At 70.9% G+C, this 16,912-nt stretch carries 15 protein-coding genes; 8 read left to right on the top strand and 7 right to left on the bottom strand.

What is annotated here, in order from left to right; all coding sequences use genetic code 11:
- Positions 1-5: 5 nt before the first annotated feature.
- From ACFXJ5_RS00700 to ACFXJ5_RS00685, 4 genes are read left to right on the top strand one after another with little or no spacing between them, the layout of a single operon-like run.
- Positions 6-1,094 (top strand): mandelate racemase/muconate lactonizing enzyme family protein, encoded by a 1,089-nt coding sequence (locus ACFXJ5_RS00700; RefSeq protein ID WP_384624911.1) that lies wholly within the window; start codon positions 6-8, stop codon positions 1,092-1,094.
- Complete coding sequence (locus tag ACFXJ5_RS00695) at positions 1,091-2,170, top strand: ABC transporter permease (protein ID WP_384624908.1); 1,080 nt, start codon at positions 1,091-1,093, stop codon at positions 2,168-2,170. Before ACFXJ5_RS00700 ends, ACFXJ5_RS00695 begins: the two co-directional genes overlap by 4 nt.
- Positions 2,167-3,177 carry an ABC transporter permease gene (locus ACFXJ5_RS00690; RefSeq protein WP_384624905.1) on the top strand — a complete coding sequence of 337 codons (1,011 nt, stop codon included), beginning with the start codon at positions 2,167-2,169 and terminating at the stop codon, positions 3,175-3,177. Before ACFXJ5_RS00695 ends, ACFXJ5_RS00690 begins: the two co-directional genes overlap by 4 nt.
- Positions 3,174-4,724 (top strand): sugar ABC transporter ATP-binding protein, encoded by a 1,551-nt coding sequence (locus ACFXJ5_RS00685; RefSeq protein ID WP_384624903.1) that lies wholly within the window; start codon positions 3,174-3,176, stop codon positions 4,722-4,724. The genes ACFXJ5_RS00690 and ACFXJ5_RS00685 overlap by 4 nt, the downstream gene beginning before the upstream one ends.
- A 17-nt stretch (positions 4,725-4,741) precedes the next feature.
- Here the strand turns inward: ACFXJ5_RS00685 and ACFXJ5_RS00680 are convergent, their stop codons facing one another.
- Both ACFXJ5_RS00680 and ACFXJ5_RS00675 read right to left on the bottom strand, forming a co-directional pair.
- Positions 4,742-6,343, bottom strand: a complete 1,602-nt coding sequence (locus ACFXJ5_RS00680) for a thiamine pyrophosphate-dependent enzyme (protein WP_384624900.1) — start codon at positions 6,341-6,343, stop codon at positions 4,742-4,744.
- Between the two features lie 52 nt (positions 6,344-6,395).
- Positions 6,396-6,851: a nuclear transport factor 2 family protein gene (locus ACFXJ5_RS00675; RefSeq protein ID WP_384624897.1), complete on the bottom strand. Its 456-nt coding sequence runs from the start codon at positions 6,849-6,851 to the stop codon at positions 6,396-6,398.
- A 244-nt stretch (positions 6,852-7,095) separates the two neighbouring features.
- On the opposite strand from ACFXJ5_RS00675, the gene ACFXJ5_RS00670 reads away from it, so the two are divergent.
- The 4 genes from ACFXJ5_RS00670 (at position 7,096) to ACFXJ5_RS00655 (ending at position 10,823) form a co-directional block, all read left to right on the top strand.
- A complete protein-coding gene (locus ACFXJ5_RS00670) occupies positions 7,096-7,914 on the top strand; it encodes a FadR/GntR family transcriptional regulator (RefSeq protein ID WP_384624894.1) in 819 nt (272 codons plus the stop codon).
- A 101-nt stretch (positions 7,915-8,015) separates the two neighbouring features.
- Entirely contained in the window at positions 8,016-9,371 is a 1,356-nt protein-coding gene (locus tag ACFXJ5_RS00665) for an MFS transporter (RefSeq protein ID WP_384624891.1), read from the top strand.
- Positions 9,372-9,387: 16 nt separating this feature from the next.
- Complete coding sequence (locus ACFXJ5_RS00660; RefSeq protein ID WP_384624888.1) at positions 9,388-10,299, top strand: hypothetical protein; 912 nt, start codon at positions 9,388-9,390, stop codon at positions 10,297-10,299.
- A 92-nt stretch (positions 10,300-10,391) separates the two neighbouring features.
- Positions 10,392-10,823, top strand: coding sequence for a heme-binding protein (locus tag ACFXJ5_RS00655; protein ID WP_384624885.1), 432 nt, complete (start codon positions 10,392-10,394; stop codon positions 10,821-10,823).
- 175 nt (positions 10,824-10,998) lie between these two features.
- On the opposite strand, the gene hpaD is transcribed toward ACFXJ5_RS00655, so the two are convergent.
- Genes hpaD through ACFXJ5_RS00630 form a run of 5 tightly spaced genes read right to left on the bottom strand, consistent with a single transcriptional unit; the run spans position 10,999 to position 16,910 of the window.
- Positions 10,999-12,015: a 3,4-dihydroxyphenylacetate 2,3-dioxygenase gene (gene hpaD, locus ACFXJ5_RS00650; protein WP_384624881.1), complete on the bottom strand. Its 1,017-nt coding sequence runs from the start codon at positions 12,013-12,015 to the stop codon at positions 10,999-11,001.
- Complete coding sequence (gene hpaE / locus ACFXJ5_RS00645; protein ID WP_384624878.1) at positions 12,012-13,508, bottom strand: 5-carboxymethyl-2-hydroxymuconate semialdehyde dehydrogenase; 1,497 nt, start codon at positions 13,506-13,508, stop codon at positions 12,012-12,014. Before hpaE ends, hpaD begins: the two co-directional genes overlap by 4 nt.
- A 20-nt stretch (positions 13,509-13,528) precedes the next feature.
- On the bottom strand, positions 13,529-14,470 hold the full coding sequence (gene dapA / locus ACFXJ5_RS00640; RefSeq protein WP_384624875.1) for a 4-hydroxy-tetrahydrodipicolinate synthase: 942 nt from the start codon (positions 14,468-14,470) through the stop codon (positions 13,529-13,531).
- The gene (locus ACFXJ5_RS00635) at positions 14,467-15,915 is read right to left on the bottom strand and encodes a fumarylacetoacetate hydrolase family protein (RefSeq protein WP_384624872.1); all 1,449 of its coding nucleotides are present in this window, start codon (positions 15,913-15,915) and stop codon (positions 14,467-14,469) included. The genes dapA and ACFXJ5_RS00635 overlap by 4 nt, the downstream gene beginning before the upstream one ends.
- The gene (locus ACFXJ5_RS00630) at positions 15,915-16,910 is read right to left on the bottom strand and encodes a ketopantoate reductase family protein (protein ID WP_384624869.1); all 996 of its coding nucleotides are present in this window, start codon (positions 16,908-16,910) and stop codon (positions 15,915-15,917) included. Before ACFXJ5_RS00630 ends, ACFXJ5_RS00635 begins: the two co-directional genes overlap by 1 nt.
- Positions 16,911-16,912 lie beyond the last annotated feature (2 nt).

The following is a 16,912-nucleotide window of genomic DNA, read 5'->3' as shown; positions in this document are numbered from 1 at the left end:
CACCCTTGGCCAGCATCACCCGCGCAGAGGCATACCTCGTCGACCTGCCCGTCGAGGCGGTGCGCAGCGACGCCGTGCAGTCGTTCCTGAAACAGGAGACCGTCTTCGTGGAGATCACCACGGCCGACGGTGCCGAGGGCATCGGCTACTCCTACACCATCGGCACCGGTGGCAGTGCGGTCCTGGCATTGCTGCGGGACTACCTCCTGCCCCGCTTGCCGGGCCAGGACGCCCGTCGCATCGAGGCGATCTGGCAGGACCTGTTCTCCGCCACCCGGGCCACCGCGGTCGGCGCGATCACCTCCCTGGCGCTGGCCGCGGTCGACACCGCCTTGTGGGACCTGCGCGGCAAGCAGACCGGCCTCCCACTGTGGCTGCTGGCCGGCGGCGCGCGGGAGCACGTCCCGCTCTACGACACCGAAGTCGGCTGGCTGCACCTGTCCACCGACGAACTCGTCGCCGGCGCCAGGAGCGCGGTCGAGCAGGGCCGCCGCGGCATCAAGATCAAGATAGGGAAGCCGTCTGCGACCGAGGACGCCGAACGGCTGGCCGCAGTGCGTACGGCAGTGGGTCCCGGCGTCGACCTGATGGTGGACGCCAACCAGTCCATGACCGCCGCGGAAGCCGTACGCCGGGCCCGGCTGCTGGAGCCGGTCAACCTGCTGTGGCTGGAGGAGCCGCTGCCCGCCGACGACGTCGCCGGACACGCGCACCTCGCCCGCTCCACCAGTATCCCGATCGCGGTCGGCGAATCCCTGTACTCCATCGGCCAGTTCGCCCAGTACCTCCGCCAGGGCGCGGCCGGCATCGTCCAGCCCGACGTCGCCCGCATCGGCGGCATCACCCCCTGGTTGAAGGTCGCCCACCTCGCGGACGCCCACAACGTCGCCGTCTGCCCGCACTTCCTGATGGAACTCCACGTCAGCCTCGCCGCAGCGGTGCCCAACAGCCTGTACGTGGAGTACATCCCGCAACTGACCGCGATCACCCGCAGCCCCCTGCTGTCCCGGAACGGAGCCGCACAGGCACCCGGCAGCCCGGGCCTGGGGATCGACTGGGACCGCGACGCCATCGACGCCCTGAGAAAGGCATGACGATGAGCCGTTCCTCGCCCGCCCCGGCCGTCGACGACGCGGTGGGCCTCGATCCCGCGCCGGTGCCGGCCCGCGCGCTGCCGTTCTGGGCCAATCCGCGGATCGGTCTGATCGTCGTGATCGCCGTCCTGGTCGTGGTGTTCGCCTCGCTGCGACCGGCGTTCCTCAACACCGACCTGACCCTCGTACCGATGCAGGCCGACCTGAGCGTCTTCGTCGTCGTCGGGCTGGCCCAGCTGTCGGTCCTGTCGCTGGGCCACATGAACCTCGCCGTCGGCCGGATCGCCGCCGTCTCCGCCTTCGCGATGGGCTGGTGCTACGACAAGCTGTCCCTGCCGCTGCCCGTGGGACTGCTCGTCGGCATGGTCGTCGGTGCCGCGGTCGGCGCCGCGGCGGGCTGGACCATCCAGGCAACCGGCGTCAACTCCTTCGTCGTCACCCTCGCCCTGGACTTCGGCCTGGTCGGCCTGGTCTCCCTGCTCTACAGCGGCGTCGGGGACGGTGTGGCCTTCCACGTCCACCCGGCCGGCATGGACTCCCTGCGCAACGACACCTTCAGCGACTACTGCACCGGCAACGTCTGCGGCCCTCCGGTCCCGCTGATCGTGCCGATCGCCGTCGTCGCCGCCCTTGCCGTCGGCCTGCTGTTCCGTTACGCCCGTCTGGGCCGGGAGATCCTGATGACAGGGTCCAACCCGAAGGCGGCGCAGCTGTCCGGCATCCCCACCGCACGCCGCATCGTCCAGGCCCATGCCCTGTCCGGCGTACTGGCTGCCCTGGCCGGCTTCCTGTTGGCCATCAACAACGGCGCGTTCTCCGCCGACATCGGCAGCCAGTTCCTGCTCCCCTCCTTCCTGGGTCCCGTCCTGGGCGGCACGCTGCTGGCCGGCGGCGCCGTCAGCATCTTCGGCACCGTCCTCGGCGCCGCACTGACCGAGGTCATCCAGACCGGCCTGACTCTGTTGCAGTTCCAGGTCGACAAGTTCAAGATCTTCATCGGGCTCGTGCTGCTCGCCGCGCTCTCACTCGACCGAGTCCGGCACGTCATCGCCGAACGGCGAGGAGGCAGAACATGACCACTCAGCAGATCACCGAATCCGATCCGACGTCCAGCACCCGCCGGCGCCGGCGCCGGCAGGACGCGGTCCGGGGCACCGAGTTCACCCTGGTCGTCCTGGCTGTGGCCGGTTACGTCGTGCTGGCCGTCACCACGCACGGCTCGGTCGTCTCCGGCGACACTCTCACCGCCATCTTCCAGTTCCTGGCCGTGCCCATGGTGATCGGCCTGTCCCAGATGGCCGTCCTGAGCGTCGGCCAGATGAATCTGAGCGTCGGCGTGCTGACCGGGTTCTGCGCGGTGGTCTGCGCCTGGCTGATGGTCACCGCAGGCCTGCCGGCCTGGCTCGCGGTGACCGGGGCGATCCTCACGGGCGCCGCCATCGGCCTGGTCAACGGTCTGCTCGTGGTCGTCACGCGCATCAACGGATTCATCGTGACGCTGGCCACCATGACCATCATCGACGGCCTGCGTTACGGCGTGCACGGCACCGCCACCTATCAGGGCTACTCCCACGGGTTGGTCTCCCTCGGCCAGGGCTCGCTGCTCGGCGTCCCGATCGTGTTCCTCGTCGCCGTTGCCGTCGCCGTCGCCGTGGCCTGGTTCTTCCGCAACGTCACCGTCGGCCGCCAACTGCTGGCCAGCGGCGGGAACCCGCTGGCCGCCCGGCTTTCCGGGATTTCCAACGATCGCTCCCTGGTGGTCGCCCACCTCATGTCCGGACTCCTGGCCGGAGTGGCGGGCGTCATCGTCGTGGCCCTGTCCGGATCAGTGAACGCCACCGTCGGCGACGACCTGCTGCTGCCCAGCTTCGCCGCCCCGATCATCGGCGGCGTCGCCCTGGCCGGCGGGGTGGTGAGCGTCCTCGGCACCTGTCTGGCGGCGCTCATCATCCGTCTGGTCGACGTCGCGCAGGCCCAGTACTCCATCAACCCCGACTGGGTGGACCTGATCGTGGGCGCCGTCGTCCTCGGCGCCGTCCTGCTCACCCAACTGCGCCACGCCAAGCCGGGAGGCACCACGTGACCTATCTCGCGGATCGTCTCGTCAAGACCTTCCCCGGCGTACGGGCTCTCGACGGCGCCACCCTGCGTCTGGAGCCCGGCAGTGTGCACGCCCTGCTCGGCGAGAACGGCGCCGGCAAGAGCACTCTCATCAAGGTCATGACCGGCGTGCTGCGTCCGGACGGCGGACGCATCCTCATCCCTGGCCCTGTCCCTGTCGATGTGCCCGGCAACGACACCGACGCCGAAGAGGTCCGTTTCTCCAGGCCGCAGGACGCACAGCAGGCCGGTATCGGCGTCGTCCACCAGGAACGCAACCTCATTCCGGCCTTCTCCGTCGCGGAGAACATCACGCTGCAGGCCTCCCCCCAGCGCCGCGGCCTCATCGACCGCCCCGCCATGCGCGCCCTGGCCCGCCGCTGTCTGGAACAACTCGACGTGCACCTCGACGTCGACCGCCCGGTCTCGTCGCTGTCGGTCGCGCAGATGCAGCTCGTGGAGATCACCAAGGCCCTGGCCACCGACAGCCGCGTCCTGCTGCTGGACGAGCCGACGGCCTCCCTGACCTCCGACGAGGCCGACCACCTGTTCGCCGTGATCCGCCGCCTTCGCGATCAGGGCCGCGCCGTCGTCCTGGTCAGTCACAAACTCGAAGAGGTCTTCGCCATCGCGGACACCGTCACCGTCCTGCGCGACGGCCGCAGCGTCGTCGAGGCACGCCCGCTGGCCGACTACACCCGGGCTCAGATCGTCGACCTGATGGTCGGCCGCGCCCACGCGACGCTCGAACTCGACCGCACGCCTGTCGCGCCCGACGCCACGCCCTCCCTCGAACTGGACCGCGTCAGCACCGCGGCCGGACACCGCGAGATATCCCTCGCGGTGCGGCCCGGCGAAATCCTGGGCCTGTACGGGCTGGTAGGGGCAGGCCGCAGCGAACTGGCCCGTGCCGTCCTCGGCCTCGACACGATCACTTCCGGCAGCGTCCAGGTCCATGGCCGACCCGCCCGTATCGGCAGCGTCGGCCAGGCTCTGCACCGGTACCGCATCGGCTACGTCACCGAGAACCGTAAGGAGGAAGGCGTCTTCCTCCAACAGCCCGTCGCCCGCAACATCGCCGTCACCGTCTGGAACCGTCTCGCCCGGGCCGGCCTGGTCCGCGACCGTGACGAGAGGCGACTCCTGGACACCTACCAGGAACGGCTCGGCATACGCCTGTCCGGCCCCGGCCAACTCGCCGGCCAGCTCTCCGGCGGCAACCAGCAGAAGCTCAGCCTGGCCAAGTGGCTCGCCGCCGACTGCGACATCCTCGTCATCGACGAACCCACCGTCGGCATCGATGTGCGCACCAAGGCCGCCTTCCACGAACTCATCGTCGGACTCGCCACAGGAGGACTGGCCATCCTGCTGATCTCCTCCGACCTGCCGGAGATGATCACCCTCGCCGACCGGATCATGGTTATGCGCGACTACCGGATCACCGGCGAACTCGGCAACGACCACCGCTACGAATCCACCAGCAAGGCCGTCGGCAAGCTCCTGCACGAGCAGCCTCTGGCCTCGGCCTGAGGCGCCGCACCGGCGGGTTACGGGGCGAAGGTCGGGTCGGGTTCCACGGACACTTCCAGCAGGAGGGGACGGGTGAGCGCTGCCAGGGTGGGCAGGGTCGCGTCGAGTTCGTGGAGCAGGCCGGCGTGGTCGGTGACGCGGCGGGCGGGGCAGCCGAGGGCTGTGGCCATGCCGGAGACGCTGACCTCTTCGAAGGCGGGCCAGGGCGGTTTGCCGCCGTGGTGTTCGGCGAGCCGGTCCATGACCGCGTAGCGGCCGTTGGCCAGGACGACGAAGAGGACTCCGACGCCGTAGTGCGCGGCTGTCCACAGGGCCTGGATCTGGTAGAGCGAGGAGCCGTCACCGACGACGGCCACCACCGGCCGGTCGGGCGCGGCCATGCGCACCCCGACCGCGGCGGGCATGGCGAAGCCGAGTCCGCCCATGGCCGCGCTGAGGAAGCCGAGCGGGCGGCGGGCCGGCAGCAGCGCGTGCAGGTCGGGCCGGCTGGAGGGGGTTTCCTCGACGACCACGGTGTCCGGCGGCAACCGGTCGGCGAGCGCGGCGAGGACGTGCGCGGCACGCAACGGCCGTCCCTCGCGCGGCGGTTCGGGTGCCGCCCTGCGGGAGTGCGCCTGGGGCGGTGCGCTGGGCCGGGGAGGCACGGCGCGGGCCAGCTCGGCGCAGAAGGCGGGCAGGGGAGTGAGGACGGCCAGCTCGGCGGGGGCCCGTTGGGCTTCGCCGGGGTCGTCCGTCACCAGCACCAGGCGGGTCGTCCCGTGCGCCAAGGGGCCGGACGCGTACGGGTATTGGCGCAGTACGGGCGCCCCTACGACCAGTACGAGGTCGTGGGGAGCGAGGGTCTCCCGCAGCCGGGTGCGGTCGCTGGGGAGGTGCCCGGCGAAGTTCGGATGGTCCTGGGGGAAGCCGGCCCGGGCCCCGAACGACTCCTGCCACACCGGGGATCCGAGCTGCTCTGCCAGCTCGGTCAGCGCCTGCCAGGTCGCCGGGTGGTCCGCCCCGGCGCCGACGACCAGGGCGGGGGAGACGGCGGCCGTCAGCAGGTCGGCGACCTTCGCCACGGAGGGTGCGTCGGCGCCGCCGGCCCGCAGCAGCACCGCGGGCGCGGCGACGGGCAGTTCCTCGGCCGGCTGGGCCCAGTCGTCCATCGGTACGACGACCACCGCCGGCCCCCGTGCGGTGACCGCCGCGTGTGCCGCACGGCCGATCGCCCCGGGTACGTCCTGGGCCCGCGCGGGCGTCTCGACCCGTACCGGGTAGTCGCCCGCGAGCCCCTCCAGGCGCCCTGTCAGGAACGGCTCATGGGCGAGGTGCCGGCGGTCCTGCTGCCCGACCAGCACCACCAGCGGCGCCCTGTTCTCCCGTGCGGTGGCGAGCGCGCCGACCGCGTTTCCCAGCCCGGCGGTGGTGTGCAGCAGGACCAGTGCGGGCGCCTGGCGTGCGATCGCCCAGCCGGTCGCGGCGCCGACCACCGACCCCTCGTGCAGGGCGAGGACGAATTCCAGATCGTCGGGCAGGTCCGCGAGCAGGGACACCTCGGTCGAGCCGGGATTGGCGAACAACGTGGTCAGACCGTGGGAACGCAGGACATCGAACGAGGCATCTCGCACGGAGCGCATGGCGGTTCCTTTCGGGAAGTACGGACGTACGGATCGGGACGGAGGAGCCGGATCAGGCCCGCAGCGGAATGCTGAGCGGAAACGCCATCTCGAACCGGTGCTCGGCGAAGCGCCAGACGCCGTCGTCGCCCCTCTCGCACCGGCCGAGGACCTTGCCCACCCGCAGTTGGGCGTGGGATTCGGACACCGCGGGCTCGAATGCGTACGTCGTCATGACGGCTTGGACGTCGGCGCCGCTCTCGCTGTCGGGAAGCACCTGAAGGTTGGCCCACTGGTGACAGGTCTGGCGCCGGGCGTCCGCGAACCGTGCCCGGTAGAACGTCTCGACCGCTTCCCGGCCGCGAATGACTTCGCCGGTCGGTGGGACGAAGGCGCAGTCGGCGGTGAACATGCCCGCGACGTCCTCCGGGCGTCGGCCGTCGATGGCGTCGCCGAAGCCAGTCAGCAGAACCCCCACGCCGTGATACGCGGATCCGCAGGTCAGGGAGGTGTGCGCGTCGGGAGTCATGGGTCAAATCGTCCTTTCACAGGAGCCGGCGAGACGTTCTGGGCCAGCCGGAAGGGGACGCCGTCCGGAGCCTTGACCCTAAGTCACCTAGTGACCTAGGCTACAGCCACGTTACGAGACTGAGAACACCCCGACACATAAACCGGCCGATCGCGCCGGTACCCCGCACGGCACATCCCCTTGTCGAATGCCGCTTTACCTTCGACGGGGCGCCATTACCGATCGTCTGCCGAGGATGCGTTCCATGACGAATGACGGAAACAAAACACAGTCATTTCACAGGTTCGAACGCGGCCGAGTCGCCGACCGCATCTTCGAGGACCTGCGGAATCAAATTCTTCGCGGAGCGCTGCCCGACGGATCGCGCCTTCCGGCGGAACGGGACCTCGCCGACCAGTACGGGGTCAGCGGTGCCACGGTGCGCGAGGCGGTGCGTGCCCTGACGGCCATGGGACTGGTCAGCGTCCGGCACGGCAGCGGGTCGTTCGTCACCGCTTCGGCCGACGCCATGATCGCGGTGTCGATCGCCTCGGTGATCCAGTTGAAGGGCGTCGGCGCGGCCGAAGTCCTCGGTCTCCTCGGGGTGTTGAACGCGCACGCGGTGGAGCTGGCCGCTCGCAGCGCCTCCGACGAGGAGATCGCCTCGCTCCGAGCGGCTGCCGAGAAACTGGTGGTCATCGACAGTGTGGAGCGGGCCGCGGCCGATCTCAGGCAGTTCATCCGCCGGCTTTCCGAGATCTCCCACAGCGCGCTCCTCGCGGCGCTGTGCAGATTCTTCGCCGACATCCAGGTGGAGCTGGCTTTCGAGATGTCCGGCGGCCCCAAGCTCGCCGACTGGCAGCGCATCGCGGGCTCTCTCCACCCGCAGCGTATTGCCGTCGTGGAAGCCCTTGAGGCCCGGGACGGCGCACGTGCGGCCGACATGGTCAGGACCTACCACGCGCGCGCACTCGAACTGGTCAATTCCTCGCCACGCGCCGAGGAGATCAAGTCCTCGGACCCGCTCTATTCACAGCTGATCGCATCGCTTCTGAACACACGGGTGGCCACCCAGCGGCAGTGACCGAACGGCAAGGCCCGGAACACCGCATTCACGAAGGCGCCGCGGCGCCATGAGCACCAACGAATTGAGCCGGATTCATCGGAACAGAAAAGAGATGATCCATGAGTACCAGGCAGAGACTCGACGTCGATTCGGTTCTCAACGCAGGACGCATGTCGCGCTCCACCCTGACCGTCATTCTGTTGTGCGCGACGGTCGCACTGCTCGACGGGTTCGACACCCAGTCGATCTCCCTGGCGGCCCCCGCCCTGGGGCCCGTCCTGCACCTGCAGCCCTCGGGGTTCGGCACCGTGTTCGGCATCGGACTGTTCGGCGGACTGATCGGGGCCTCGGTGGCCGGAATGATCGGCGACCGCATAGGCCGCAAGCCGCTGGTGACCTTCGGAGTCCTGGTGTTCGGCGTCGTCACCCTCGTGACTCCGTCCGTCAGCTCGGTCGGCGCCCTGGAAACCGTTCGGTTCTTCACCGGAATCGGTCTCGGCGCCGCCCTGCCCGGCATCATCTCGCTCGCCTCGGAGTACGCGCCTGCGAAGTCCCGGGCGACGATCGTGGGGTTGATGTTCTGCGGCTTCCCGATGGGCGCGGTGGTCGGCGGTGTCGTGGCGAACTGGCTGATCCCCGCCCAGGGCTGGGGGAGCGTCTTCTACGTCGGCGGGGTCGCACCGCTGGTGCTGCTGCCGCTGCTGGTGTTCAAGCTGCCCGAGTCCGCCCGGTTCCTGGCCGCACGCGGCGACAGCGTGGCCGCGGCGAAGACCCTGGAGCAGCTGGGGATCCCGGCCGGCAGCGCCGGGACGCCGGGAGAAGGTCCCGGAACGACCCGGTCTCCCGTGGCGGCCCTGTTCACGCAGGGCAACGGCCCCGGCACGGTCCTGCTGTGGGCCGCGATGTTCCTCACCCTGCTCATGACGTACTTCCTGGTCACCTGGCTGCCCAGCGTCGCGGTCGCAGCAGGGGCGAAGAGCGGCCTGCTCGCCGTGTCCACCCTGAATCTCGGCGGCGTGCTCGGGTGCCTGGTGATCGGCCGGATCGCGGACCGGCGCCGCCCGGCCGTCGTGATCGGCGCCGCCTACACCCTGGGCGCCGTCGCCGTGGGGCTCATCGGCTGGGCCGCGACGTCCGACACCATGCTGCTCGTCGTCACCTTCGTCGCCGGCCTGCTCAGCGTGGGCGCGCAGATGTGCACGATCCCCCTGGTCGCCCACTACTACAACACGCCAGAGCGCGCCACCGGCGTCGGCTGGTCCATGGGCTGGGGACGGCTCGGCGGTATCACCGGCCCGGTGGTCGGCGGGTGGCTGATCGCCGCAGGGCTCGCCACCTCCTCCCTCTTCCTCCTCGCAGGAGGCGTCTCCCTCTGCGCCGCACTGGTCCTGTTCGGGTTCAGCCGGCTCAAGCAGCGCGCCGCGGCTTCCGCCGCCGTCAGCGCTTCCGTCAAGGACGCGGCCAGTCTGGCCTGATCGTAAGGAGAATCCAATGAAGATCGTTCCCTTCGACGACACCAACTGGAAGATGGATCACCCCACCGGCGCGATCTGGTTCCAGCACATGCTCAAGGGCGAGCCGGACTCCCCCGACAACTTCATGCTGATCCTCGGCAAGCAGGTCGGCGACTTCTCGATGCCCCGCCACCGGCACAACTTCGACCAGATCCGGTTCCCGGTCCGGGGGCCGATGAGCATCGGGCGCGGCATCGACCTCGAGGAAGGGCAGGTCGGCTACTTCCCCGAGGGCCTCTCCTACGGTCCCCAGGAGGACCTGGCGACACCGGACCGGGACCGCATCTCGCTGGTCCTGCAGTTCGGCGGCGCCTCCGGCTACGGGTTCATGAGCATCGAACAGCGCCGCCAGGCATGGGACGAACTGCTCGCGGCCGGGGGCAAGTTCGTCGGCCCGTACTACCACCGCCCGGACGGGAAGGTCCAGTGGGGCCTGAACACCATCTGGGAACACGTCTTCGGCGAGCGGCTCAAGTACCCCAGGCCCCGCTACAAGAACGTCCAGGTGGCCGACACGAAGCGGTTCAACTGGCTTCCCGTCGAGAACGCCAGGGGCGTCGACCACAAGTACATGGGCGCGTTCTCCGAGCGCGGCGTCTGGATCGAGATGGTCCGGCTGCGCGAGCACGCCGAGTGGGCGTCCGTGGACGACAGGGCGCGCCGGCTGGCCTTCGTGACGTCCGGCACCGGCAGCTGCGACGGCTCGCCCGTCGCCGGCATGACGGCCATTCAGGCCGACGCCGGTGAAGAACTGCGGCTGACCGCCTCGGAGCCCCTCGAGCTGTTCCTCGTCGGCCTGCCGCCGGTCGTCGTACCGACGGAGGAATCCGAGGAGTACGACCTGGAGGAGATCCCGGGGCACAAGCTGCCGGAGTCGCAGGCGGCCTGACACCCTTCAACCGCCCGATCGGGTTGCGCACGGTACCGCCGCACGCGGTGCCGTGCGCACTGCTGCCGGTCACCATCCCAAGGAACGGAACCATGGAAGTTCTTCTGCTCAAGGACGCGTCGCGGATGGTCGACAGCGCGCTGGAACACGGACGCGCCCTGGAGTGCGACCCGCTGACCGTCGCCGTCCTCGATGCGGGCGGTCATCTGCTCGCGCTCAAGCGAGAGGACGACAGCGGAATTCTGCGCCCGGACATCGCCCAGGCCAAGGCGTGGGGAGCACTGGGCATGGGCGCCGGAGGCCGTAATCTGGCGAAGCGGGCCGCCACGGCACCGGCCTTCTTCGAGGCCCTGAGCGCCATCTCCGGCGGACGTATCGCTCCGGTGCCCGGCGGCGTACTGGTCCGTGACGGCGAGGGCCGCGTCATCGGCGCGGTGGGGATCAGCGGAGATCACCCCGACAACGACGAGGCGTGCGCCGTGTACGCCATCGAGAGCGCCGGCTTCACCGCCGACGGCGGCTGACAGGCAGCGCGCAAGGAAGTGGGCCGTGGGGGGGCGGGAGGCCCGGGGGCCGCCCCGGGCTACACCGCGCGCGCGGGGGCAGACCGGCCCCCCCCCCCCCCCCCCGGCCCCCACGCCGGACCCCCCCCGCCCCCCCCACCCCCCCCCGGCCCGGTCATACCCGGCCGGCCGGTGCTCAGCCCAGCCCGTCCGCACCGACGTGGACGGCGGACTCGTCGAGCAGCGTGTCGGTGACCGGCTGCGGCGTTCCGTCGAGGCCGAGGACCGGGCTGGCCTCCTTGTACCAGGACTCGATCACCGCGCTTCCCCAGAAGTCGCGGCGGCGGTCGTCGTGGACGTTCCAGCGGTACGTCTCGTGGTCGGGGTCGCCGGTGTAGTAGTCGGAGGTGTAGATCTCGACGCGGTGCCCGTCGGGGTCACGCAGGTAGAGGTAGAAGGCGTTGGAGACACCGTGGCGGCCGGGGCCGCGCTCGATGTGGTGCTCCTGGCGGAGCGCGCCGAAGATGTCCGCCGTGCGCAGCACGTGGTGGGACTCGTGCGTGGCCACACCCACGTGGTGCAGGCGCGGCCCGGCGCCACCGGTGAAGGCCACGTCGTGGACGGTCTGTTTGCGGTACATCCAGGCGGCGTACAGCTCGTGCTCGTCGCCTTCGATCGTCTCCGAGCAGCCGAAGCCGAGCGCGGTGTAGTGGGCGTACGCGGCCGGTATGTCGGGGGTGCAGATGTTGAAGTGGTCCAGGCGCGCGACCTCGGCGCCGCGGTGCAGGTCGTAGCGCTGGATGAGCCGTTCCGCGTGCTCGATGTCGTGGAAGAACTCCACCGGGAAACCCAGCGGGTCGACGACCCGTACGGCGTCGCCGACGCCCTGGGTGCCCGCGCCCTTCGGGACGCGGCGCACCGGGCAGCCGAGGCGGGTGAAGTACCGCTCGGCCTTGTCGACGTCCGCGGGGGTGCGGACGCGGTAGGCGAGGTGGTCGAGTGCGGCGACCTCGCCCTGGCGCAGTACGAGTGAGTGGTGGGTCAGCTCGTCCGTGCCGCGCAGACAGAGACTCCCGGCGTCCTCGTACTGCACGTGGAAGCCGAGCATGTCCACCCAGAACCACCGGGCTCTGGCGAGGTCGGTGACCACGAGCTGGGCGTAGGCGGAACGGACGACGTCGGGTGCGGTGCCGGGGTTCATGCCGGTGTTCATACGGGGTCTCCCGTCCCGAACCGCGGGGTGTGCACCTCTCCCAGCGCCACGTGCACGATCTTCGCCTCGGTGTAGAAGTCGATGCTGTGGGCGCCGCCCTCCCGGCCGAGACCGCTGGCCTTGACGCCGCCGAAGGGGGTCCGCAGGTCACGTACGTTGTGGGAGTTGATCCACACCATGCCGGACTCGACGGCGTGCGCGATGCGGTGACCGCGTTTCAGGTCGGACGTCCAGATGTACGCGGCGAGCCCGTACTGCGTGGCGTTGGCCAGCGCGACCGCCTGTGCCTCGTCGTCGAAGGGGGCGACCGCGACGACCGGGCCGAAGATCTCCTCCTGGAAGATCCGGGCGTCCCGGGAGACGTCGGCGAAGACGGTCGGCTGGAGGTAGTTGCCCTCCGGTAGGTGCTCCGGGCGCCGTCCGCCGGCGGCGAGGCGGGCCTCCTTGGTGCCGGTCTCCACGTAGTGCAGGACCCGGGCGTAGTGCTCGGGGTGGACCAGGGCGCCGACCTCGGTCGCCGGATCGGACGGCGCGCCGACCTTCACCCGCTCGGCGCGCTCGGCCAGCCGGCGGGTGAACTCCTCGTACACCGGCCATTCCACCAGCACCCGCGAACCGGCCGTGCAACGCTCGCCGTTGAGGGAGAAGACCCCGAAGACCACCGAGTCCAGGGCGGCTTCCAGATCCGCGTCGGCGAACACGATCGCCGGGGACTTGCCGCCCAGTTCCATCGAGGTGCTCTTCAGGTGCTGGGCGGAGCTGCGGACGATGTGCCGGCCGGTGTCGGTGGAGCCGGTGAAGGAGATCAGCGGCACGCCGGGGTGGTCGACCAGCGCCTGGCCGGCCTCCTCACCGATGCCGTGCACGACGTTGACCACTCCGGCCGGGAGCCCCGCGGCGGTGAGGATCTGTGGCCACAGCCCGGCCGACAGCGGCGTCCACTCGGCCGGCTTGAGCACCAGGGTGCAGCCCGCGGCCAGCGCCGGGGCGAGCTTCCAACTCTCCAGCATGAACGGCGTGTTCCACGGTGTGATCAGCCCGGCGACGCCGACCGGGGCGCGCACCACATAGCTGAACTGCTCCTCGCCCTGACGGAAGGCCTCCTCGCCGAGCGCCACGATCACGTCCGCGAAGTAGCGGAAGTTCTCGGCGGCGCGCCGGGCCTGGCCCCGCGCCTGGGTGATCGGCAGCCCGGAGTCGTACGACTCGAACTGCGCCAGCTGCTCGTGGCAGGCCTCCACCTGGTCCGCGATGCGGTGCAGTGTGGTGGCCCGGGCCCGGTTCGACAGCCCGGACCAGGCGGGGAACGCGGCCTTGGCGGCGGCCACCGCCCGGTCTACGTCCGGGCGGCCGCCCGCCGAGGCCTGGGCGTACACGGTGTTCGAGGCGGGATCGGACACGTCGAAGGTGCGGCCGTCGGCGCTGTCGGTGGCTTCGCCGCCGATCCAGTGACGGATGGTGCCGGGCAGTCCTGCCGGGCGCGTGCTGGGCATGGCTCCTCCTTCGTGGCGGGTCAGACGGGCTGGACGAGGGGCTGGACGAGGTCGGCGCCCTCGGCGAGATACGCCCGGATACGGGCAAGTCCCGGCTCGGTGGGGGTGATGAGCGGTGGCCGTACGTGCGGGGAGGCGATGCGCCCCTGCTGGTGCAGCACCCACTTGGCCGGAGCCGGATTGGTCTCGACGAAGAGCAGGTCGACCAGGGGATGCAGGCGGAAGTGCAGATCGCGGGCGGCCGCCAGGCTCTCGGGGTCTCCCGCCTCCCACAGCTCGTACATCCGCGCCACCGCGGCCGGCGCCAGGTTGGCCACAGCGCTGACGAAGCCGGCCCCGCCCAGGGCCAGCAGCGGCAGGCACAGCAGCTCGATGCCCGACCACACCAGCAGCTCGGGGCCGCAGGCGTGCAGCACCCGGGAGAAGTGCTCGAAGTCCTTGGTGGTCTCCTTGACGCCGACGATGTTGTCGAAGTCGGTGAAGAGCCGCCTGACGGTCTCCGGAGCGATGTCGACCGCGGTGCGGGACGGCACGTTGTAGACGACCAGCGGCAGGTCGGGGAACTCCCGGGCCACCGTGGCGTACCACTGGTACAGCGCCTCCTGCGTGGGGCGGGCGTAGTAGGGGGTGATGACCAGGGCCGCGTCCGCGCCCAGGTCGCGGGCGGCGGCGGTGATCTCCAGGGTCTCGTCGAGCTTGTGCGAGCCGGTGCCGGGCAGGAAGGGCACCCGGTCGGCGATCGCCTCCGTCGCGGTGCGCATGGCGGCGATCCGCTCGGCGGTGCTCTGCGCGCTGGGTTCGCCGGTGGAGCCGCCCAGCGAGATGCCGTGCGAGCCGGACTCCAGCTGCCAGCTGACCAGCCCGCGCAGGCTGTCGTGGTCGACGGCTCCGTCGTCGGTGAACGGGGTGACGACGGGGGCGATGGAACCCCGGATGGCGGCCGGGTCGCTGCGGAACTTCATGCGGTCTCTCCCTGCTGTGCGCGCCTGACACGCCACTGCTCGTACGGTCCCTGCCAGTCCGGGCCCAGCGGGTACAGGCCGTCGATCGAGCGGCCGGCCCGCACCTGCTCGGTGATGAAGCGCTCCTGCGACTCCTGCTCGGCGCTGTCGGCGATCAGCTCCTCCGCGAGCGAGGGGTCCACGACGACCACGCCGTCGGCGTCGCCGACCAGGAGGTCGCCGGGCTGGACCAGGGCCCCGCCGCAGGCGATCGGGATTCCGGTGTCCCAGGGGACGTGGCGCCGGCCCAGCACGGACGGGTGCGTGCCACCGCAGTACACCGGCAGGTCGAGCTCGGCGACCACCGCGCTGTCGCGCAGCGCCCCGTCCGTGACGACCCCGGCCGCTCCGCGCCGCAGGGCGCGCAGGGCGAGGATGTCGCCGAGGGTGCCCGCCGTGGTGTCCCGGCGGGCGTCCATGACCAGGATCTGGCCGGGCCGCAGCTCCTCGATGGCCCGCTTCTGGGCGTTCATTCCGTTGCCGTACCGCTGGAACAGGTCCTCGCGCAGCGGCAGATAGCGCAGCGTGTGGGCGACGCCGACCATCTTGTCGCCGGGCCGCGTGGGGCGTACCCCGTCGATGCTGGACTGCACCAGGCCGCGCTTGCGCAGCTGCGCGCTGAGCGTGGCCACGGCGAGGTCCCGCAGTCCCTGCTCGATCCGCTTGTCCAGCAGGGGTTCGGGCTCGTACGCCGCGCCCCAGGCCGCGGCGCGCTCGGCCTCATCGGCCCTGGGCATCGCACCCCAGGCCTCCAGGTCGTGATCGGCCTCGGAGATCCGGTTGCGCAGCCGGCCGGTGCTGACGGTGCCGTCGCCGACCTCGACCTCGACCGTGTCGCCGGGCGAGACGACGGACGCGCCGGCCGGTGTGCCGGTGAGGATGACGTCGCCGGGCTCGAGCGTGACCAGCCGCGACAGGTCGGCGACCAGATCCGCGAACGGGAACAGCAGGGTGTCGGTGGTGTCGTCCTGGACGAGTTCGCCGTTGACCCAGGTACGCAGGTGCAGCGCCGCCGGGTCGAGCCGTTCGGCGTCCAGCAGCCTCGGGCCGATCGGGGTGAAGCCGTCGGCGCCCTTGGAACGCAGGTTGGAGCCGCGGTCGGCGTGGCGCAGGTCGTACACTCCGGCGTCGTTGGCCGCGGTCACGTAGGCGACGTACCGCCAGCCGTCCTGCGGGGCGACCCGGTGTGCGCGACGGCCGATCACCAGGGCGATCTCGCCCTCGAACCCCATCAGTTCGCAGCCGCGCGGCCGGTGGACCGGGTCGCCGTTGCCGGCCAGCGACGACGGCGGTTTGAGGAAGTACGACGGCCGGTCGGGCACGCGTCCGCGTTCCGCCGCCCTGCTGCGGTAGTTGAGGTGCACGGCGATGATCTTCGACGGTGTCGTGCCGAGCGGGTGGGCCATCAGCCGGGCTCCTGTCCCTGGTCCGCGTGGCGGATCCGCTCGCGCAGGGACAGCAGGCCGTCGACCGCGTCCATGGCCGGGCTGGGAACGCCGGTGCGCCCTGCGAGTTCCCGTACGGCGCCGAGAATGGCGTCCGTCTCCAGGCGCCGGCCACGGTCGGAGTCCTGCAGCATCGAGGTGCGGAAGGCGCCGAGCCGGCGGGCGACGTCGAGCCGCTCGTCCGCCGACATCGCGGTGGGGATGCCCAACCGCGCGCCCACTTCGGCCGCTTCGGTGAAGATGGCGGCGCACAGCGCGCGCAGATCGGGGTGCTCGAGGATCTCCAGCACCGTCCCGCCGGTCAGCGCGCTGACCGGGTTGAGGTTCACGTTCCCGAGCAGCTTCTCCCAGATCGCCGTACGGATGTCCGCGCTGACCTCGGCACGGACCGGGCCCGCGGACAGCGCCTTGGCGCACCGGTCGACACGGGCCGAGACCCCGCCGAGCGGGTCGCCGATGATCAGGCAGTCGCCGCTGGAATGCGTCACGTGTCCCGCCGCCGGGACGGAACTGCTGAAGTGCGCGACACCGGCCATCACCCGGATGGGCGGCAGCAGTTCCAGCAGGCCGCCGTCCGGGTCCACGCTCCGGATCACCGGATCGGCGGCGCTCACGGTGGCCAGCAGCCACCACGGGACGCCGTTGGCCACCACGAGCACGTCGGCACCGGCCTCGATCCACGGCCGGACGCGTGCGACGGCGGCGGACAGGTCCTGGCCCTTGACGCAGATGACCACCAGCTCCGGCTCGGGAAGCCGCGCGGGGTCGTCGGAGGCGGCGAGGCGGTACCGGGCGCTGCGGCCGGGACTGTCCACCAGCAGCCCGTGCTCGACGATGGCGTCCAGTTGAGCGCCCGGCGCGCCCAGCAGGGACACCTGCGCGCCGGAGGCGGTGAAAGACGCGGCCAAGGTCGCTCCGACGGCACCCGGTCCGACAATCGAGATCTTCAAGGCCATCC

It is taken from the genome of Streptomyces sp. NPDC059373 (assembly GCF_042751495.1).
Lineage (GTDB): Bacteria > Actinomycetota > Actinomycetes > Streptomycetales > Streptomycetaceae > Actinacidiphila.
Note: the sequence above shows the minus strand (reverse complement) of the source record. Positions and strands in the feature narration are given on the sequence as shown.

What these genes read in the sequence shown, in the direction of transcription:
- ACFXJ5_RS00695 (WP_384624908.1), top strand. Translation starts at nt 1,091, where the DNA reads ATGACGATGAGCCGTTCCTCGCCCGCCCCGGCCGTCGACGACGCGGTG.
- ACFXJ5_RS00690 (WP_384624905.1), top strand. Translation starts at nt 2,167, where the DNA reads ATGACCACTCAGCAGATCACCGAATCCGATCCGACGTCCAGCACCCGC.
- ACFXJ5_RS00680 (WP_384624900.1), bottom strand. Translation starts at nt 6,343, where the DNA reads ATGCGCTCCGTGCGAGATGCCTCGTTCGATGTCCTGCGTTCCCACGGT.
- ACFXJ5_RS00675 (WP_384624897.1), bottom strand. Translation starts at nt 6,851, where the DNA reads ATGACTCCCGACGCGCACACCTCCCTGACCTGCGGATCCGCGTATCAC.
- ACFXJ5_RS00670 (WP_384624894.1), top strand. Translation starts at nt 7,096, where the DNA reads ATGACGAATGACGGAAACAAAACACAGTCATTTCACAGGTTCGAACGC.
- ACFXJ5_RS00665 (WP_384624891.1), top strand. Translation starts at nt 8,016, where the DNA reads ATGAGTACCAGGCAGAGACTCGACGTCGATTCGGTTCTCAACGCAGGA.
- ACFXJ5_RS00660 (WP_384624888.1), top strand. Translation starts at nt 9,388, where the DNA reads ATGAAGATCGTTCCCTTCGACGACACCAACTGGAAGATGGATCACCCC.
- ACFXJ5_RS00655 (WP_384624885.1), top strand. Translation starts at nt 10,392, where the DNA reads ATGGAAGTTCTTCTGCTCAAGGACGCGTCGCGGATGGTCGACAGCGCG.
- hpaD (WP_384624881.1), bottom strand. Translation starts at nt 12,015, where the DNA reads ATGAACACCGGCATGAACCCCGGCACCGCACCCGACGTCGTCCGTTCC.
- hpaE (WP_384624878.1), bottom strand. Translation starts at nt 13,508, where the DNA reads ATGCCCAGCACGCGCCCGGCAGGACTGCCCGGCACCATCCGTCACTGG.
- dapA (WP_384624875.1), bottom strand. Translation starts at nt 14,470, where the DNA reads ATGAAGTTCCGCAGCGACCCGGCCGCCATCCGGGGTTCCATCGCCCCC.
- ACFXJ5_RS00635 (WP_384624872.1), bottom strand. Translation starts at nt 15,915, where the DNA reads ATGGCCCACCCGCTCGGCACGACACCGTCGAAGATCATCGCCGTGCAC.
- ACFXJ5_RS00630 (WP_384624869.1), bottom strand. Translation starts at nt 16,910, where the DNA reads ATGGCCTTGAAGATCTCGATTGTCGGACCGGGTGCCGTCGGAGCGACC.